Below are 16,530 nucleotides of genomic sequence, written 5' to 3' on the forward strand. Positions count from 1 at the left end.
CCGCGGCGCTCAGGCCCCCGGCACGGCCCCGGCCGGACGCCTGGCCCGGTACGCGCTCGGGGTCCTGGTCCTTCGCGCGACGCCGTTTGACCGTGCCGGGCGGGGCCAGTTTCACCAGCATCTCCAGGGGGACGAGCACGACCGCGCGAATCCCGCCGTACGGGGAGGGCCCGAGGTCGACGCCGAACCCGTGCCGCTTGGCGAAGCGGCCGATGACCGCGAAGCCGGTCTGCGGGATCTCCCCGACGTCGCCGACGCCGAGCAGCCTGCGGCCCGACACGATCTCGCGCGCCTCGTCGAGCCGGTGGTCGTCCAGGCCGAGCCCCCCGTCGTCGACCTCGATCACCGCGCCGCGCTGCACGGGGCGGACGGCGACCGGGACGGCGGTGCGCGGCGGCGAGTACTCGGTGGCGTTGGCCAGCAGTTCCGCGACGAGGTGGATGAGCGGCTCCACCACGATGGCGGCGATCCCGATGTCGGGATCGCCGGTGACCTCCACCCTGCGGTACGACATGATGCGGCCGGACGCGGCCCGTACGACGTCGACCAGCGCGAGCGGGTCCTGCCACTGCTGGCCGGGCCATTCGTCGCACAGCACCTTCAGGCTCTGCGCGTGCCGCGCCTGCTGGGTGGCCGCGTGGTCGACCTGCATGGTGGTGTCGAGCAGGTCGGTGTCGCCCGGGTAGCGGTCCGCGATGCCGGTCGCCTTGGCCTGGATGCGGTGGGCGGAGGTCTGGATGCGGTTGGCCAGCTCGACGAGCGAGAGCCGCTGCGACTCCTCCCGCTCGTTGATGGCCCGGGAGATCTCGGCGAGAATCCGGTCGAACCACACGTCGAGGCCGGGGCCGCCGTCGGAGCCGCCCGGGTCGCCGGGGCCGTCGGCGCGTTCTGCGTACAGGGCGGGCGGTACAGGGCCGCGGGCGAGGGCCGCGGGCAGCCGCCGGTCGAGCGTGAACGCGGCCTCTTCGCGTACGCGTTCGGCCTGGCCTGCCGCGTAGCCGCGCCACTGCGCCTCGCGGCGGGCGATCTCCGCGTCGCGCTCGGTGACCTCGCCCCGCAGCTTGATCAGGTTGTAGGTGAGGTCCCGCTGTGCGCGCCTGAACGACTCAAGCCAGCCGAGCAGCACGGCGCCCGCGACCCCGTACGCCGCCACGGCCCCGACGCCGACGACCCGCTCCATGGCGAAACCACCGCCGGTGAGGGCGAGGAACGCGAGGACGAGGACAGCCGGCCAGGGGCGTGTCCTGCGGGAGGAGGAGGCAGACACGGGGGTACGGGCACGGGTCATGGATAACCTTCGCGTTGTCCGAAGTTATGGCCTCCGACCGGTCCGCCGCCGCGAACGGTACCGGTCCGGCCGATCCTGAGGTCATTTCCTCAGTCGGAGGTCAATCCCTCAGCCGGGTGTATTTCGCGAAGTGGCAACTACACCCGTGTCAGGGAATGTTGGAGGCCGGACATTGTGGGGATCGTATATCCCCCGGAGAGCGGGCACGGACGCTTTTCCCGGACGGAAGGCGCCCCGGATTTCACGGGGCGCCCCTGACCTGCGACGACCACAACAAGATCGTCCGGTAGAACATCTACGCTCCGTCACCTCGGGCGATGAACCACCAGCCGAAAGGACGAGGTGACGTGCACGGGGGTGCGCATTCGGCTCAGCCGGGCGGCCAGTTCCGCGGGGTCGACGTGGTGCGCGGTCGGCCCCATGGCGATCAGCGGGTAAATATTCTCGGCGCTCCATGAGGTCGAATATTCAAGGACTTCTGAATGCGTTTCCCGAAAGAAGTCGGACAACGCCAGTCGCAGGCGGACTTCTTTGGTCGGGTCAATGGCCAGCAGCCCCAGCGGAATTCGCAGCTCCGCGAGATGGCGCCGGGTCGGCACGACCACCACGAGCGCGCCGCCCGGGCGCAGCGCGCGGTGGAAGGCCCCGGGATTGCGGGGCGCGAAGACGTTCAGCACGAGCGGAACCGACCCGTCCGCCACGGGCAGCCCCTGCCGCACGTCCCAGCGGGCCGCGGCGAGCCCCGGATGGGCCCGGGCCGCGCGCCGCAGCGCGTACCGGGAGACATCGAGACCGAGCCCGTACGCGGCCCCGGGCGGCAGCGCGTCGAGTACGGCCGCGAGGTAGTGGCCCGTCCCCGTGCCCGCGTCGAGGACGGGCCCCGGGCCGCACGCGGGAAGCGCGCCGGGCCCGCCACCGGCGGCGACACCGGCGCAGATCCGGGCGAGCGCGCGGCTGAGCGGCGCGAAGTGGCCGGCGGAGAGGAAGGCGTCCCGGGCCGCCACCATCCCCGCGATGTCGCCCGTGAGGTTGCGCGCGCTCCCGGTCAGGAGGGCGGCGTAGCCCTGGCGGGCAGGGCCTTTCGTTTGGGTCTGGTCGGATCAGTGAGCGGGGTCCGGTGCCGTGAATCGCAAGGCGGAGGAGGGAGTCATGGCGGAGCCATGGCGACCGACGACAACGCCGCGAGGTGCGGTGCCGCGGCACGCGAGCCCGACAAGATCCAAACGAGAGGGCCTAGATCGAAGGTGTGGCGGGCACCGCAACGGAGCGTGCGGCCGGAGAGCCGAAGGGAGTCCCGGCATACAGGACAGACAAGGACATCGAGGACGGGTGGTGTGAAGGGCATGGGAGGGTTCCTGGTTCCTGCACTGCGGGACGGCGGCGGACATCCTCGGGGCGCACGCCGGGGGCGTGCGGGCACACCGGAGGGCGGCGGGACCGAGCCGCACGGGGCCGGGCCGGTCACGCCGAGGAAGTGAGCCGCCGCGTCAGAGGAAGCGGTGCGGAACGCAGGTACGAGCCATGGGAGGAGCGTAACGGGCGGCCGGCGCACCGCGCCGGTCCCGGAAGGGCACGGGTCCCTCGTCGGGTGCGCGTGCGCGGCATCGGGGCGCGGGCTCCGCCGCCGGGCACCGGCGGCCGGCGCGAGGCATCATGCCCTCGTGGATACCGCCGACGCCCCCGAGATCCGTACCGATGTCCCCGGGACCTTCGCCCATGGCGTGCTCGCAGAGCGCCATCCCGCGCTGATCGCGCGGGTACGCGAAGCCACCCCGTACCCGCCGGCGGAGCAGCGCGCCCTCGACGCGCTGCTCACCGAGATCACGCGGGGGACGATCGCGCCGCTGCCGCGGGAGGCGCACGACGCGGAGCGCTGGGTGGCGTGGGGCGGGGACGCGTACTACGGCGGGACGTGGTTCGATCCGCCGTTCCTCTGGGCGGAGAGCTACTTCTACCGCAGGCTGCTGGGCGCCGTCGGGTACTTCACGCCGGGGCCGCGGCTGGGGCTCGATCCGTTCGCGCCGTTCAAGGACGCCGAACTGCGCGGCGGCACGGTGGACGAGGAGCTCGCCGCGCTGGACGCTCTCGAGGCCCGCCCCGAGGTCGAACGGGCGGACGCGCTGCTGGGCGCCGCGCTCTGGGGCAACCGCGCGGACCTCGGTTTCCGGATCACGGCCGAGGAGGCGGAGCCGGGCGGCGCGGACCGGCTCGTCGCCGACGACCGGGACCGGCTGTGGGGTCTGCTGCCGCCCGGCGGCGGCCCCGACGTCCGCGTCCACCTCATCGCCGACAACGCGGGCCGTGAGCTGGTGCCCGATCTGCTCCTGCTCGACCACCTGCTGCGCACGGGCCGTGCCGGGCACGTCGTCCTGCACGTCAAGCCGTATCCGTACTACGTCTCCGACGCGACGACGAGTGACGCGACCGCGGCACTGCGGCGCCTCGGGGCCGCGCCGGGGCAGGCGGGCGAGGCAGGCCGCCGCCTGTGGACCGCGGTCGCGGACGGGCGCCTGGGCATCGGCGCGCACCCCTTCTTCTGCGCGCCGTTCGCCTACGACGCGATGCCGGACGATCTGCGCGCCGAACTCGGCTCCGCGACCGTCACGATCGTGAAGGGCGACCTCAACTACCGCCGCCTGGTGGGCGACCGGCTCTGGCCGCCGACGACGCCTTTCGCGTCGCGCGTCGCGCACTTCCCGGGTCCTGTGGCGGCCCTGCGCACGCTCAAGTCCGACGTGATCACCGGCCTTGCCCCGGCCACGGCCACGGCGCTGGACGCCTCGGGCGAGCCCTGGCGCGTCTCGGGGACACAGGCCCTGGTGCAGGTCGCGGGGGCCGGCGCGTAGCGTCGTTCCCGTAGGGCCACCGCCGTGAGAGAGGGCGAACCACACGCATGAGCACGCACGAGAGCTCGCACGAGACGCCGCTGCCGCGTTTCCATCTGGCCGTGCCCGTCGACGATCTGGCCGAGGCGCGCCGCTTCTACGGGGGCGTGCTGGGCCTGCCCGAGGGCCGTAGCGCGGAGCGGTGGGTCGACTGGAACCTGCACGGCCACCAGTTCGTGACGCACCTCGCGGAGCGCCCGGCGCGGCGCGCGCACAACGAGGTGGACGGCCACGAGGTCCCCGTACCGCACTTCGGACTGCTGCTGTCGGTCGAGGAGTTCCAGGCCCTGGCCGAGCGGCTGCGAGCGGCGGGGACGGAGTTCGTCATCGAGCCGTACGTGCGCTTCCGGGGCGAGAAGGGCGAGCAGTGGACGATGTTCCTGCTGGACCCGGCGGGCAACGCGCTGGAGTTCAAGGCGTTCGCGGACGACGCACAGGTCTTCGCGGTCTGACCGCGGAAACCCGGAAGCCCCGGGACCCTAGGCCCGGGGCCTGGAGTCCAGGGCCCGAAGCCTGAGGCCCCCGAGCCCGAAGCCTGGAGCCCGGAAGCGGAACCCGGAAGCCCCTCCAGTCACGAGCCGGGGCGCCGAAGCCGGAAACGCGAAGATCCCGTCCAATCAAGCCGATCGGACGGGATCTCCCTCAACTCTCCCTGAGCAGACTCAAGAAGAACGGTGTCTGTGGACCTGAGGGGATTCGAACCCCTGACCCCCTCGATGCGAACGAGGTGCGCTACCGGACTGCGCCACAGGCCCTTGCGACGAGTGAAACTCTAGCATCCCGATCCGGATGCTCGGAAATCCGTTGTGCGCTGGTCACCGGGGCACCGGCGCGGTCTCGTCACTCGTTGGCGGCGCGGGGGCGGTCCTCGTCGTCGTACTGGTCGAACAGGGGGGTCCTGCCCCGGTCACGGGCCCGGCGCGGGGCGGGTGCGGGCGCCGGCTCCTGCGCGGGCCTGGCGGGCGGCGGGGTCGGGTCGGCTGCCGTGGAGGAGCGCGCCGCGCTCCAGGTCTCCGGGTCGCTGACGTCCACGCCGCTGGAGGCACGCGGGGCCACGGGGGCGGTGACATATGTGGGAAGCGGTACCGGGACCGGCTCCCAGCTGTCGCCGCGGCCGGGGCGGCGCTCGCGTTCCTGGTCGAGCCACTCCGCGTGGTCGGTCTGCTCCACCAGGGCCCGGCGCCCGGCCTCCTGCGGCGAGACGCGCGCGGCGGGCTGCGGCGACGGGACGTCTCCGGCCTCGCCGCCCTGTCCTTGCGCGGCGGGCGGCCTGCGGTGGGACCGGGTCTCGCGCAGCCGCTGGGCGGCGGCCTCGGCCCTGCGGCGGTCCATGGTGAAGGTGAAGCGGCGGCGTTCGTTGGAGCGCAGATACGCGATGTAGACGCTGAGCAGGACGGCCGGGGCGGCGGGTGCCCACAGCAGGTCGAGTCCGCCGATCGCGGCGACGACCGCGCCCGCGGTGAAGACGACGAACAGGAGCACGATCGTGCGGCGGCGGCGCGCCAGGACCTTCGAGCGGCGTGCGCGGGTGGCGCGGTCGCCCGCCGGGGCGCGGCGCCGCGCGCCGGGCGCGTGCTCACGCTCCGCGGGACGGGCGGGCGGAGCGGGGCGCTCGGCCGGCTCGACGTTCCCGCGTACCTCGATCCGGGCCTCCGTCAGCGCCGGGGGCGCGGCGAAGGACCGGACGTCGACAGAGCTCAGAGGCTCGGTCCCGCTGTCCGGCTGCGCGTCGTGGGCGTCGGGTCCGCCGAAGGCGCCCGGCTCACTCCGCTCACTCCGCTCACTCCGCTCACTCCGCTCGTCCTGCTCGTGCGCCGGATCGGGGCTCCCGGGTGCGTCGGCCGCCTGGTCGGCGGTACGTTCCCGCAGGTCCTTGGCGTACCGACGCTCCATCGCCGCCCGTCCGGACAGCAGCCGGATGGCGGTGCTGAAGCGTTCCGTCGGGCGCGCCTCGTTGAGCTCGTCCTGCCTGCGGAGCCACATCGGCACCAGGTAGGCGGCCCAGGCCCCGACGATGACTGCGTAGATGAGGCCGCTGCTGCTCACGCTTCACACCGTAGAGGGATTCGCCGGAGCTGATCCGCCAATTGAGCCGGTGTGTCGCACGAACTGGCTGATATCACTGAACTTTTTTGTGTTTGTTCGGCTCGCCCTATGGTCGGATGATGACAGGGTTCGATCGATATCGAACACCTATTTCATTATGAAACCGGTCCGGAAATTCGAACGAATTTCGAACACATCGCCCGGACTGCTTCACTCGACGGGCGGGCCGGGCAGCCGCGCCCGCGTGGGTCACCCTCCCGGCGTCCGGCGCCGCCGGGCCTGGTGCCAGCGGCGCAGCAGCCCCTCCGGCACCTCCTCCGCCGTCAGCGCGAAGACGAGGTGATCGCGCCACGCCCCGTCGATGTGCAGGTAGCGCGGCCGTACCCCTTCCTCGCGGAAGCCGAGTTTCTCGACCACCCTGCGGCTCGGCGCGTTCTCCGGGCGGATGCAGACCTCAAGGCGGTGCAGGCCGAGCATCTGGAAGCAGTGGTCGGTGGCCAGTGCCACCGCCGTCGGCATCACCCCGCGCCCCGCGACGCCGCTGTCGACCCAGTAGCCGACATGGCCCGAGCACATCGACCCCCAGGTGATGCCGGCCACCGTCAACTGGCCGACGAGCCGCCCCCGGTACTCGATGACGAACGGCAGCATGCGCCCCGAGGCCGCCTCCTTCTTGAGGTGGCGGACCATCTGGCGGTACGTCGGCCGGTGGGCGAGCGGGGCACCGGGAGACGGCGGCGGAATCGTTGCTTCCCAGGGCCTCAGCCAGTCCCTGTTGCGCCGGTTGACGTCCCTCCAGGCGCGCTGGTCGCGCATCCTTATGGGACGGAGGGCGATGTCGCCGTCCACCAGGATCACGGGCCAGGCGGGGTTCATCCGCCGGTACGGGGATGGTCGGAGCCGCGGATCTGGTCCACGGCGTGCGCCAGCAGCCCGTCCAGTACGGCCAGCCCGTCGCGCACCCCGCCCGTCGAGCCCGGCAGGTTGACGATCAGCGTCCGGCCCGCCACTCCCGCGAGTCCGCGCGAGAGCGCGGCCGTGGGGACCTTGGCGGCGCCACGCGCGCGGATCGCCTCCGCGATGCCCGGCACCTCGTAGTCCAGGACCCGCCGGGTGGCCTCGGGCGTACGGTCGGTCGGCGAGATGCCCGTACCGCCGGTGGTCACGATGGTGTCGTAGCCGTCCGCGACCCCCTCCACCAGCGCGCGCTCCACGGGGTCGCCGTCGGGTACGACGCGCGGTCCCTCGACGGCGAAGCCGAGGCCGGTGAGGGCCGTGGCGATGAGCGGACCGCCGGTGTCCTCGTAGACGCCGGCCGCGGCCCGGTTGGACGCGGTGACCACCAGGGCGCGGTAGCCCCGCGCGGCACTCCCGGCGGCCGGTTGCCCCGTGGTCACGCGGCACCCCCGTTGGCGTCCTCGGAGCGCGTCCAGGTGCCCGACTTGCCGCCGCTCTTCTCCTCGACCCGCACGTCCGTGATGACCGCCCCCTTGTCGACGGCCTTCACCATGTCGACCACCGTGAGCGCCGCGACGGACACCGCCGTCAGCGCCTCCATCTCCACGCCTGTGCGGTCCGTGGTCTTCACCGTGGCCGCGATCCCCACGGCGTCGTCCTCCACTGTCAGCTCGACGCTCACCCCGGAGACCGCGAGCGGGTGGCACAGCGGCACGAGGTCCGGGGTGCGCTTGGCGCCCATGATGCCCGCGATGCGCGCGACGGCGAGGGCGTCGCCCTTCGGCACTCCCCCGCCCCGCAGCAGCGCGACGACGTCCGCCGAGACGAGCACCCGGCCGGAGGCGCGTGCGACGCGCGCGGTGACGTCCTTCGCCGAGACGTCGACCATGCGGGCCGCGCCCGTCTCGTCGACATGGGTCAGGCCGCTGCGGCCCGCAGCGCCGTGCTGGGTGTCGGAGCCCTGGGGTACCGAACCCCCGGGTCCCGGGCGTCCGGGGCTGCCCCCCGGCGGAATCGCGGTCATACGGTGTGACGCTCCCGGTCCTGGCCCGTCCTGGCGGCCGTGCGGGACCCGGCCTCCACGGCCTCGCCCCTGGCCCCCGTCGGCCTGTTTCGGCCTGTGTGGGCAGCCAACGGTACCGCCACCGGGTGCCCTACGGCCGGTCAGGATGCCCCCTGGCGTGCGCGGGAGAACGCCCGGGCGCCGAAGTGCCCTTCTCCTGGAGGCCGCGCACCCGCTCGGGTGTCCCTCCCGCACCGCCCGTCCCGCGCGCGGCGGACGGGCTGCCCGGCCCGGAGCCGGTACCCGCGCACGCGGGGCCGGGCCGCGCGACGCGGGCGCGGGTTGGGCGTGTCAGCCCAGCAGGACGACGTCCAGCTCCGTGCCCGGCTCCACGACCGTCGTCTCCTCAGGCACCACGAGCAGGCAGTCGGCGTGGGCGAGCGCGGCGACGAGATGCGAGCCCGCGCCGCCGCCCGGGGCCGCCTCGCCGGCCGCCGCGTCGTACCTGCCCCGCATGAACTGGCGGCGGCCCCCGGGCGACGACAGCGGCCCGTCCGCGGCGAGCTTCGCCCGCACGACCGGACGGTGGACGTCCAGGACGCCCATCATCGCCCGGATCGCGGGCCGTACGAACAGCTCGAAGGAGACGTACGAGGACACGGGGTTGCCCGGAAGGGCGAGCAGCGGCGTGTGCGCCTCGCCGATCGAGCCGAACCCCTGGGGCTTGCCCGGCTGCATGGCCAGCTTGCGGAAGTCGATGCCGCTGCCCGGCTCGTCCTCGTCGCCGACGGACGACAGCGCCGCCTTCACCACGTCGTACGCGCCGACGCTGACGCCGCCCGTGGTCACCAGCAGGTCCGCGCGCACCAACTGGTCCTCGATGGTGGCGCGCAGGGTGTCCGGGTCGTCGTCGACGGCGCCGACCCGGTACGCGATCGCGCCCGCGTCCCGCGCCGCCGCCGCGAGGGCGAAGCTGTTGGAGTCGTAGATCTGGCCCTCCGCGAGCTCTTCCCCGGGTTGTACGAGTTCGCTTCCTGTGGACAGGACGACGACGCGCGGACGCGGCCGTACCCGCACCGTGCCCCGGCCGACCGCGGCGAGGAGGGCGATCTGCGGCGGGCCGAGGACCGTACCCGCCTCCAGGGCGAGCTCGCCCGCCTGTACGTCGCTGCCCGCCGCGCGCACATGCGCGCGCGGTTCCGCCGTGCGGTAGACGCGCACCTCGCCGCTCGCGCCGTCCTGCCCGACGCCGGCGGGCAGCATCGAGGCGACGGCTCCGCCGCCCGCGCCCCCGTCCGTCCACTCCACCGGGACGACGGCCTCCGCGCCGGGCGGCAGCGGAGCTCCCGTCATGATCCGGGCGGCCTCCCCGGGACCGACCTCCGGCAGCTCGCCGCTGCCGGCCGCGACGTCTCCGACCACCGTGAGGACGGCGGGGAACTCGCCGGTCGCGCCGCTGAGATCGGCCGTACGGACCGCGTAGCCGTCCATGGAGCTGTTGTCGAACGGCGGCAGCGACACCGGCACGACGACGTCCTCCACGAGGACACAGCCCTGGGCGTCGGGCAGGGGCAGTTGGATGGGGTCGAGCGGGCGGATCGCGGCAAGGATGTCCGCGACGTGCTCCTCAACCGTCCACAGCGGTTCGCCCTGGCCTGCCGGTGCCGACTCTGCCGTACTGCTCAAGATGCCCGCATCTCCTCGATCACGTATCTGTGGAGCCAGGCCCGGAAGTCCGGGCCCAGGTCTTCACGTTCGCACGCGAGTCTGACAATGGCACGGAGAAAGTCGCCGCGGTCCCCCGTGTCATAGCGGCGTCCTTTGAAGACCACGCCGTGCACCGGGCCGCCGGTTTCCTCGTCCGCGGAGAGCTGTTGGAGGGCGTCCGTCAGCTGGATCTCACCACCACGGCCCGGCTCGGTCGTACGCAGTATGCCGAAGATGGCGGGGTCGAGGACATAGCGGCCGATGATCGCGTAATTGCTGGGCGCGTCGGCGGGTTCCGGTTTCTCCACGAGGTCGTGCACCTTGACGACGTCGGCGTAGCCCGTCGGTTCCACGGCGGCGCAGCCGTAGAGGTGGATCTGGGCCGGGTCGACCTCCATCAGCGCGATGACGCTGCCGCCCTCCCGCTCCTGGATCTCGACCATGCGCGCGAGCAGGGGGTCGCGCGGGTCGATCAGGTCGTCGCCGAGCAGGACGGCGAACGCTTGGGCGCCCACGTGCGGTTCCGCGCACAGCACGGCGTGGCCGAGCCCCCTGGGGTCGCCCTGGCGCACGTAGTGCATGGTCGCGAGCGCGCTCGGCTCCTGCACCTTCGCGAGGCGGCCGAGGTCCCCCTTGCGGGTGAGCACCTCTTCGAGCTCGTAGTTGCGGTCGAAATGGTCCTCCAGGGGCCGCTTGTTGCGCCCCGTGATCATCAGGACGTCGGACAGCCCGGCCGTGACGGCCTCCTCCACCACGTACTGGATCGCCGGCTTGTCGACGACGGGGAGCATCTCCTTGGGCGTCGCCTTCGTCGCGGGCAGGAAGCGAGTGCCGAGGCCCGCCGCGGGGATGACAGCCTTGGTGATCCTGGGGAGAGGCGAGTAGACCATGCCGGGCACCCTATCCACCCCACATGGGCGGAAGATTACCTTTGAGTGAATTTCGCCTCTATAGACCTCAATATGAAGGGTTGACCACGATCCATGGGATACGGGGACGCAGAAGAGCGCGAGCGTCAGCGTGAGCACGGGGCCGGGAGCGGGGCCGGGGCTGGGGCCGGGAGCGGGCCCATGCGGGGCGGTGCCGGAGACGGCGGCGGTACGGACGCACGCGGGCGTGGCACCGGTCGCGAACCGGACGCCGAGAAGGCCGCGCTGCGGAGCGAACTCCTCGCCGCACGCGCCCTGCTGCATGCGGACGAGCGGGTGGGCGCCGCCTCCGCGCTCGCGGCACGCGCCCTCGAACTGCCGGAGATCGCGGCCGCCCGCACCGTGGCCGCCTATGTCTCCGTGGGGCGCGAACCAGGAACGCGCGCGCTCCTCGACGCCCTTCACGCCCGGGGCGTGCGCGTAATTCTGCCCGTACTGATGCACGACAACGATCTCGACTGGGCAGCGTACGAGGGCGAGCAGCGGCTGGCGCGGGCGGCGCGGGGCCTGCTGGAGCCGACGGGTGACCGGCTCGGTCCCTCGGCGGTGCTGGACGCCGGGGCGGTCCTGGTGCCCGGACTCGCCGTGGACCGGCGCGGGATGCGGCTGGGCCGTGGCGGCGGATCGTACGACCGGGTGCTCGCCCGGCTCGCGGCGGCGGGCGCCCGCCCCGTACTCGCGGTGCTCCTGTACGACGGCGAGGTGGTGGCGCGCGTTCCCGCGGAACGGCACGACCGCCCCGTCGACGCCGCGGTGACGCCCGGAGGCGTGCACCGCTTCGAGGGGGCGGCCGGCTGAGACCTCCGGGACCTCGGGCCGCGTGTTCCGAGCGGGCCGGGGGCCCGGGTGGTCCGTGTTGCTCTGTACGGGCCGGGGCGCCCACGGTCTCGGCGCCGTCGGCGGCTTGTCGGCGGCTTCTACGGGTTGAGCGTCAGCTTGTCCTTGGTCGCCTTGTTCACGGCGTCGATACCGAAGGCCCAGGGGAGCAGTTCGCCGTCCTCCCACTTCTTCGTCTGGTCGGTGTAGTGCGCGCTGTACGCGTGCCCCGATGCGCCGGTGAGGTTGATCCACCGCGACTTGTCCCAGTCGCCGACGTTGACCACCATCCGCATGGACGGCACGGTCGTCACGCCGTACCCGCCCGCCGCGTTCCAACTCGTCGCGTCGACCGCGGAACCGCCGCCGCCCAGGTTGTACGGGCCGCGGTTGAGCAGGGACTTCAGGAAGCCGGGACCGCTGGTGCCGAGCGTGCTGTTGGTCAGCGTCAGCTGGTGCAGACGGCCCCAGCTCCAGGTCGACATGTCCTTGCCGAGCTTCGCGGTCAGCTCCCAGCGCGCGTCCTTCATGGCGCGGGCGAACAGCTGGTCGCGCGTGGTGGTGGCCTTGTCCCTGCGGTTGCCGACGGAGGTCCACCAACTGTTGTCGTTGTCCTTCAGGATGTTCCCGACGACCTCGAACCAGCGGTCTCCGCCGTCCGGCTGCGCGGTGTCGGCGGACCGTTCACCGCACTCGCGCACGAGCTGGTCGGTGTCCGGCGGCCCCGTGCTGTCCGCGGGGCGCACGTCGAGGCACTGGCCCTTCACCCGGACCTCCTTGGGCAGCTTGTCGCCGAAGGCCAGCTCCAGGATGTTGCGCCAGACCGCGTTGAAGTACGCGGCGGCGGCCGAGTCGGGTTCCTGCGTGTAGTCCCAGTTCTCCAGGAGCTTCTGGGCCTGCCGGATGGCCGGATCGGGGACCCCGTTCTTCGCGAGGTCGTTCTTGAGCAGATAGGGCACCAACTGCTTCGCGATCTCGCTGGTGTTGTCCGTCTGCATGGCCTGCATGTCGTCCGTCGAGATCTTGCCACCGTTGCGCGTCTTCGACTCGATCAGATCCGTGATGCGCTGGCTGCGGGTCCCGTAGTCCCAGTCCTTGGTCAGCAGGTACGGGTACTTCTCGGTGTCCACGACGGCCTGGTTCGCCGTCACGATGTAGCCGCTCTTGGGGTTGTACTCGTACGGCATCTCGTCGAAGGGGATCGGCTTCTTCCAGTGGTACGCGGGGTCCCAGCCGGGGGCGGGCAGCGTCCCGTCGCCCTTGGCGCGCACCGGGATCTTCCCCGGCGCCTGGTAGCCGATGTTGCCCTGCGTGTCCGCGTAGACGAGGTTCTGCGAAGGGACCTCGAAGTTGTGCGCGGCGTCCCGGAACTGCGTGAAGTTCTGCGCCTTGTCGAGCGCGAAGACCGCGTCCATCGTCTTGCCCGGCGTGAGCGCCGTCCACTGGAGGGAGACGGCGTAGCCGCTGCCCCGGTCGGGCGCCAGATCGGGGACGGGGGCCTGCTTGCCGACCTTCACCAGTTCGTCGTCCCGGTCGGAGACGACAGGGCCGTGGATCGTGGACCGCACGACGATGGTCCTGCTACCGCCGCCCGCGATCTTGATCGTCTCCTTGCGGGTGGTGAACTTCTTGCGCTCGTTGCCGTACTGGTAGCTGTCGCCGTCCACCTTCTCCAGGTAGAGGTCGGTCACGTCGGCGCCCAGGTTGGTCATGCCCCAGGCGATGTTGGCGTTGTGCCCGATGATCACACCAGGCATACCGGAGAAGGTGTAGCCCGAGACGTCGTACTGGCAGTTGGGCGAGACGGTGCGGCAGTGCAGCCCCATCTGGTACCAGACCGACGGCAGACTCGGCGACAGATGCGGGTCGTTGGCCAGCAACGGCTTCCCGGTGGTGGTGAGCTTGCCCGAAACCACCCACGAGTTGGAACCGATGCCGCTGCCGCTGCCGCCCGGGCCGAAGAGCTGGGGGATCTCGTCGATGGAGTCGGACAGCGATCCGAGCTGCGAGTCCACCGCCTCGGCCGCGCCGGAGGCCGAACTCGCGTCGTCGGTGTAGGCGGCGTTCTCGGCCGAGACGGACGTACCGTTCGACGTCAGCCCGCTGTCCGCGACGGACGTGTCCGTCCCCGTGCCGACCCCCGTACCAGTGCTGGTGCCGGTGCTCGTACCGGTGTCCGATCCCGTGTCCGATCCCGTGCCGGTGCCTGATCCCGTGTCTGTTCCGCCGTTCACGCCGAGGCCGGTCGTCCCCCCTGTCACGGGGAGGCCCGAGCCGGTACCGGGGTCGGTGCCGGTGCCCTCGTCGTCCGGGCTCGCCTTGGGGTCGAAGGTGCCGTCGACGATGGCGCCACCCTGCACGATCGGCTTGTTCTTGCTGGTCGGATACGCCGGGTACAGCTCGTCGATCTGCTTCTGGCTGAGCCTGCTCGTCATCAGGGAGCGGTCGATCTCGTCCTGCATGTTGCCGCGCAGATCCCAGGCCATGGCCTTCAGCCAGGCCACCGAGTCAACCGGCGTCCACTTCGCCGGCGTGTAGCTGCCCGTGAGGTTCAGCGCCGCGTACTCGACGGAGATGTCCTTCGCCGGACGGCCCTTCAGATACGCGTTGACGCCGTCCGAATACGCCTGGAGGTTCTTCTTCGTCTCCGGCGACAGCTCGTGGTCGTACTCCTGCTGCGCGACGTGCTGCCAGCCGAGCGTGCGCAGGAACGCGTCCGTACCCACCTGGCTCTTGCCGAACATCTCGGAGAGCCGGCCCGAGGTCATGTGACGCCGGACGTCCATCTCGTAGAAGCGGTCCTGCGCCTGCACGTATCCCTGCGCGCGGAACAGGTCCGCGTCGCTGTTCGCGTAGATCTGCGGGATGCCGTAGCTGTCGCGCTCGACGTCCACGGGGCCACTGAGGCCCTTGAGCCGGATCGAGCCGGAGGTCTGCGGAAGAGAGGCACGTACCGTGCCAACGCCCCAATACGCCCCATACCCGATCCCCGCGACCAAAGCCAGGACCAGGACGATCACGATCAGCCGGGCGCGTCGCCCCTTCTTCTTGACGGGCGGGGGAGCCGTAGTGGCGGGCATCGCTGTCCTTCGCGGGGCAGGTGGTCCTGAAAACGCTGGAGCAACCATAGGCGCAGTCGCCAGATCACTCGGACGCGGAGTCCGATTGGGCCGAATCAGTGATCGCACACACAGTCGAACGCATCAAGAAAGCGTTAATGATTAGGTAAGGTAAGCAAAGTGCAGCCCGCCCCGAGGGCCTGCCGGAGGCCTCGCGGAGGAACGATCCGGCACGCGTGCGAGGAAAGGATCGGCCCCTGACTGTCCACCAGCTCAACATCCTGTTGCTCATCTGTTCACTGGTCCTGCTCGTCGCCGTCGCGGCCGTACGCATCTCGTCCAAGAGCGGGCTCCCCAGCCTGCTGATCTACCTGGGTATCGGCGTGGCGATGGGGCAGGACGGCCTCTTCCACGTCCCCTTCGACAACGCCGAACTGACGCAGGTCATCGGCTACGCGGCCCTCGTCGTGATCCTGGCCGAGGGCGGCCTCGGCACGAAGTGGAAAGACGTCAAGGCGTCCCTGCCCGCCGGGATCGCCCTGTCGACCGTCGGCGTCGGCGTCAGCATCGGCGTGACCGCCGCCGCGGCCCACTATCTGGTCGGACTCGACTGGCGCCAGGCCGTGATCATCGGCGCTGTCGTGTCGTCCACCGACGCGGCGGCCGTCTTCTCCGTGCTGCGGCGGGTGCCCCTGCCCCGGCGCGTCACCAGCGCCCTGGAGGCGGAGTCCGGCTTCAACGACGCCCCCGTGGTGATCATCGTGGTCGCGCTCTCCTCCACGGGGCACGTCGCCAGCTGGTACGTGCTCGTCGGAGAGATCCTGCTGGAACTGCTGATCGGAGCGTGTGTAGGGCTCGCCGTGGGGTACGTCGGCGCCTTCGGGCTGCGGCGCGTGGCGCTGCCCGCCTCCGGCCTCTACCCGATCGCCGTCATGGCCATCGCGGTCTCGGCCTATGCGCTCGGCGCCACCGCCCACGGCAGCGGGTTCCTCGCCGTCTACCTCGCCTCGATGATCCTCGGCAACGCGCGCCTGCCGCATGCCCCGGCGAACCGGGGCTTCGCCGAAGGACTCGGCTGGATCGCGCAGATCGGGATGTTCGTCCTGCTCGGGCTGCTCGTCACGCCCCATGAACTCGGCAGGGACTTCTGGCCGGCCGTGATGGTCGGCCTGGTGCTCACCGTCGTGGCGAGACCCCTGTCCGTGTTCATCGGCCTCGCCCCGTTCAAGATCCCCTGGACCGAGCAGATCCTGATGTCGTGGGCCGGCCTGCGCGGCGCGGTACCCATCATCCTGGCGACCATCCCGATGGTGTCCCAGATCGAGGGCAGCCGCCGGATCTTCAACATCGTCTTCGTCCTCGTCGTCGTGTACACCCTGGTACAGGGGCCGACCCTGCCGTGGCTGGCGAAGGCCCTGCGCCTCGGCAGTTCCTCGGACACCGCCGACCTCGGCGTGGAGTCCGCCCCGCTGGAACGGCTGCGCGGCCATCTGCTGTCCGTGGCTATCCCCGGGCGCTCGAAGATGCACGGTGTCGAGGTCGGCGAGCTGCGCCTGCCCCAGGGCGCGGCCGTGACCCTGGTGGTGCGGAACGGGCAGAGTTTCGTGCCACAGCCGTCCACCCTCCTGCAACGCGGGGACGAACTCCTCGTAGTGGCCACCGACCCGGTGCGCGACGCGACGGAGGAACGCCTGCGCGCCGTCGGCCAGAGCGGCAAACTGGCGAGCTGGCTGGGCGAAAGCACCCGACGCTGACGCCGACCGCTTCGAGGGGCCGGGCGGGGCGTTGACGTTCGCCGCCTCGGCGGTCCGGGCCGGTCTCGTCCGGTCGGCGGTCCGGG

The 16,530-nt window shown here is 71.8% G+C and carries 13 protein-coding genes and 1 tRNA gene; 4 read left to right on the plus strand and 10 right to left on the minus strand.

What is annotated here, in order from left to right; all coding sequences use genetic code 11:
• Both LCE31_RS11280 and LCE31_RS11285 read right to left on the minus strand, forming a co-directional pair.
• The coding region (locus LCE31_RS11280) for an ATP-binding protein (RefSeq protein WP_225014049.1) at positions 1 to 1,288 on the minus strand (1,288 nt) is incomplete at its 3' end.
• A 305-nt stretch (positions 1,289 to 1,593) separates the two neighbouring features.
• Positions 1,594 to 2,295, minus strand: coding sequence for a methyltransferase domain-containing protein (locus tag LCE31_RS11285; RefSeq protein ID WP_225014050.1), 702 nt, complete (start codon positions 2,293 to 2,295; stop codon positions 1,594 to 1,596).
• A gap of 654 nt (positions 2,296 to 2,949) precedes the next feature.
• Between LCE31_RS11285 and LCE31_RS11290 the strand changes: the two genes are divergently transcribed.
• Positions 2,950 to 4,134, plus strand: coding sequence for a damage-control phosphatase ARMT1 family protein (locus LCE31_RS11290; RefSeq protein ID WP_225014051.1), 1,185 nt, complete (start codon positions 2,950 to 2,952; stop codon positions 4,132 to 4,134).
• Positions 4,135 to 4,181: 47 nt separating this feature from the next.
• Entirely contained in the window at positions 4,182 to 4,625 is a 444-nt protein-coding gene (locus tag LCE31_RS11295) for a VOC family protein (RefSeq protein ID WP_225014052.1), read from the plus strand.
• Between the two features lie 229 nt (positions 4,626 to 4,854).
• On the opposite strand, the gene LCE31_RS11300 is transcribed toward LCE31_RS11295, so the two are convergent.
• The 7 genes from LCE31_RS11300 to galU all read right to left on the minus strand — a co-directional run bounded on the left by LCE31_RS11300 (position 4,855) and on the right by galU (position 10,776).
• Positions 4,855 to 4,928: transfer RNA gene (locus LCE31_RS11300), tRNA-Ala, on the minus strand.
• 85 nt (positions 4,929 to 5,013) lie between these two features.
• Positions 5,014 to 6,219 carry a divisome protein SepX/GlpR gene (gene sepX / locus LCE31_RS11305; RefSeq protein ID WP_225014053.1) on the minus strand — a complete coding sequence of 402 codons (1,206 nt, stop codon included), beginning with the start codon at positions 6,217 to 6,219 and terminating at the stop codon, positions 5,014 to 5,016.
• A gap of 249 nt (positions 6,220 to 6,468) precedes the next feature.
• The gene (locus LCE31_RS11310; protein WP_225014054.1) at positions 6,469 to 7,095 is read right to left on the minus strand and encodes a GNAT family N-acetyltransferase; all 627 of its coding nucleotides are present in this window, start codon (positions 7,093 to 7,095) and stop codon (positions 6,469 to 6,471) included.
• Positions 7,092 to 7,616 (minus strand): MogA/MoaB family molybdenum cofactor biosynthesis protein, encoded by a 525-nt coding sequence (locus tag LCE31_RS11315; protein ID WP_225014055.1) that lies wholly within the window; start codon positions 7,614 to 7,616, stop codon positions 7,092 to 7,094. Before LCE31_RS11315 ends, LCE31_RS11310 begins: the two co-directional genes overlap by 4 nt.
• Complete coding sequence (gene moaC, locus LCE31_RS11320) at positions 7,613 to 8,200, minus strand: cyclic pyranopterin monophosphate synthase MoaC (RefSeq protein WP_225014056.1); 588 nt, start codon at positions 8,198 to 8,200, stop codon at positions 7,613 to 7,615. The genes LCE31_RS11315 and moaC overlap by 4 nt, the downstream gene beginning before the upstream one ends.
• A gap of 330 nt (positions 8,201 to 8,530) precedes the next feature.
• Positions 8,531 to 9,865, minus strand: a complete 1,335-nt coding sequence (gene glp, locus LCE31_RS11325) for a molybdotransferase-like divisome protein Glp (RefSeq protein ID WP_225014057.1) — start codon at positions 9,863 to 9,865, stop codon at positions 8,531 to 8,533.
• Positions 9,862 to 10,776, minus strand: coding sequence for a UTP--glucose-1-phosphate uridylyltransferase GalU (galU, locus tag LCE31_RS11330; RefSeq protein ID WP_225014058.1), 915 nt, complete (start codon positions 10,774 to 10,776; stop codon positions 9,862 to 9,864). Before galU ends, glp begins: the two co-directional genes overlap by 4 nt.
• A gap of 180 nt (positions 10,777 to 10,956) precedes the next feature.
• Between galU and LCE31_RS11335 the strand changes: the two genes are divergently transcribed.
• Complete coding sequence (locus tag LCE31_RS11335; protein ID WP_225014059.1) at positions 10,957 to 11,613, plus strand: 5-formyltetrahydrofolate cyclo-ligase; 657 nt, start codon at positions 10,957 to 10,959, stop codon at positions 11,611 to 11,613.
• Positions 11,614 to 11,732: 119 nt separating this feature from the next.
• Here the strand turns inward: LCE31_RS11335 and LCE31_RS11340 are convergent, their stop codons facing one another.
• On the minus strand, positions 11,733 to 14,711 hold the full coding sequence (locus LCE31_RS11340) for a penicillin acylase family protein (RefSeq protein WP_225014060.1): 2,979 nt from the start codon (positions 14,709 to 14,711) through the stop codon (positions 11,733 to 11,735).
• Between the two features lie 215 nt (positions 14,712 to 14,926).
• On the opposite strand from LCE31_RS11340, the gene LCE31_RS11345 reads away from it, so the two are divergent.
• Complete coding sequence (locus LCE31_RS11345) at positions 14,927 to 16,444, plus strand: potassium/proton antiporter (protein WP_225014061.1); 1,518 nt, start codon at positions 14,927 to 14,929, stop codon at positions 16,442 to 16,444.
• Positions 16,445 to 16,530: the final 86 nt, after the last annotated feature.

It is taken from the genome of Streptomyces sp. 8L (assembly GCF_020176795.1).
Lineage (GTDB): Bacteria > Actinomycetota > Actinomycetes > Streptomycetales > Streptomycetaceae > Streptomyces.

Bases quoted from the DNA above. Each gene is read 5' to 3' on its own strand.
- LCE31_RS11285 (WP_225014050.1), bottom strand. From the start codon at position 2,295: ATGGTGGCGGCCCGGGACGCCTTCCTCTCCGCCGGCCACTTCGCGCCG.
- LCE31_RS11340 (WP_225014060.1), bottom strand. From the start codon at position 14,711: ATGCCCGCCACTACGGCTCCCCCGCCCGTCAAGAAGAAGGGGCGACGC.
- LCE31_RS11295 (WP_225014052.1), top strand. From the start codon at position 4,182: ATGAGCACGCACGAGAGCTCGCACGAGACGCCGCTGCCGCGTTTCCAT.
- LCE31_RS11310 (WP_225014054.1), bottom strand. From the start codon at position 7,095: ATGAACCCCGCCTGGCCCGTGATCCTGGTGGACGGCGACATCGCCCTC.
- LCE31_RS11335 (WP_225014059.1), top strand. From the start codon at position 10,957: ATGCGGGGCGGTGCCGGAGACGGCGGCGGTACGGACGCACGCGGGCGT.
- moaC (WP_225014056.1), bottom strand. From the start codon at position 8,200: ATGACCGCGATTCCGCCGGGGGGCAGCCCCGGACGCCCGGGACCCGGG.
- galU (WP_225014058.1), bottom strand. From the start codon at position 10,776: ATGGTCTACTCGCCTCTCCCCAGGATCACCAAGGCTGTCATCCCCGCG.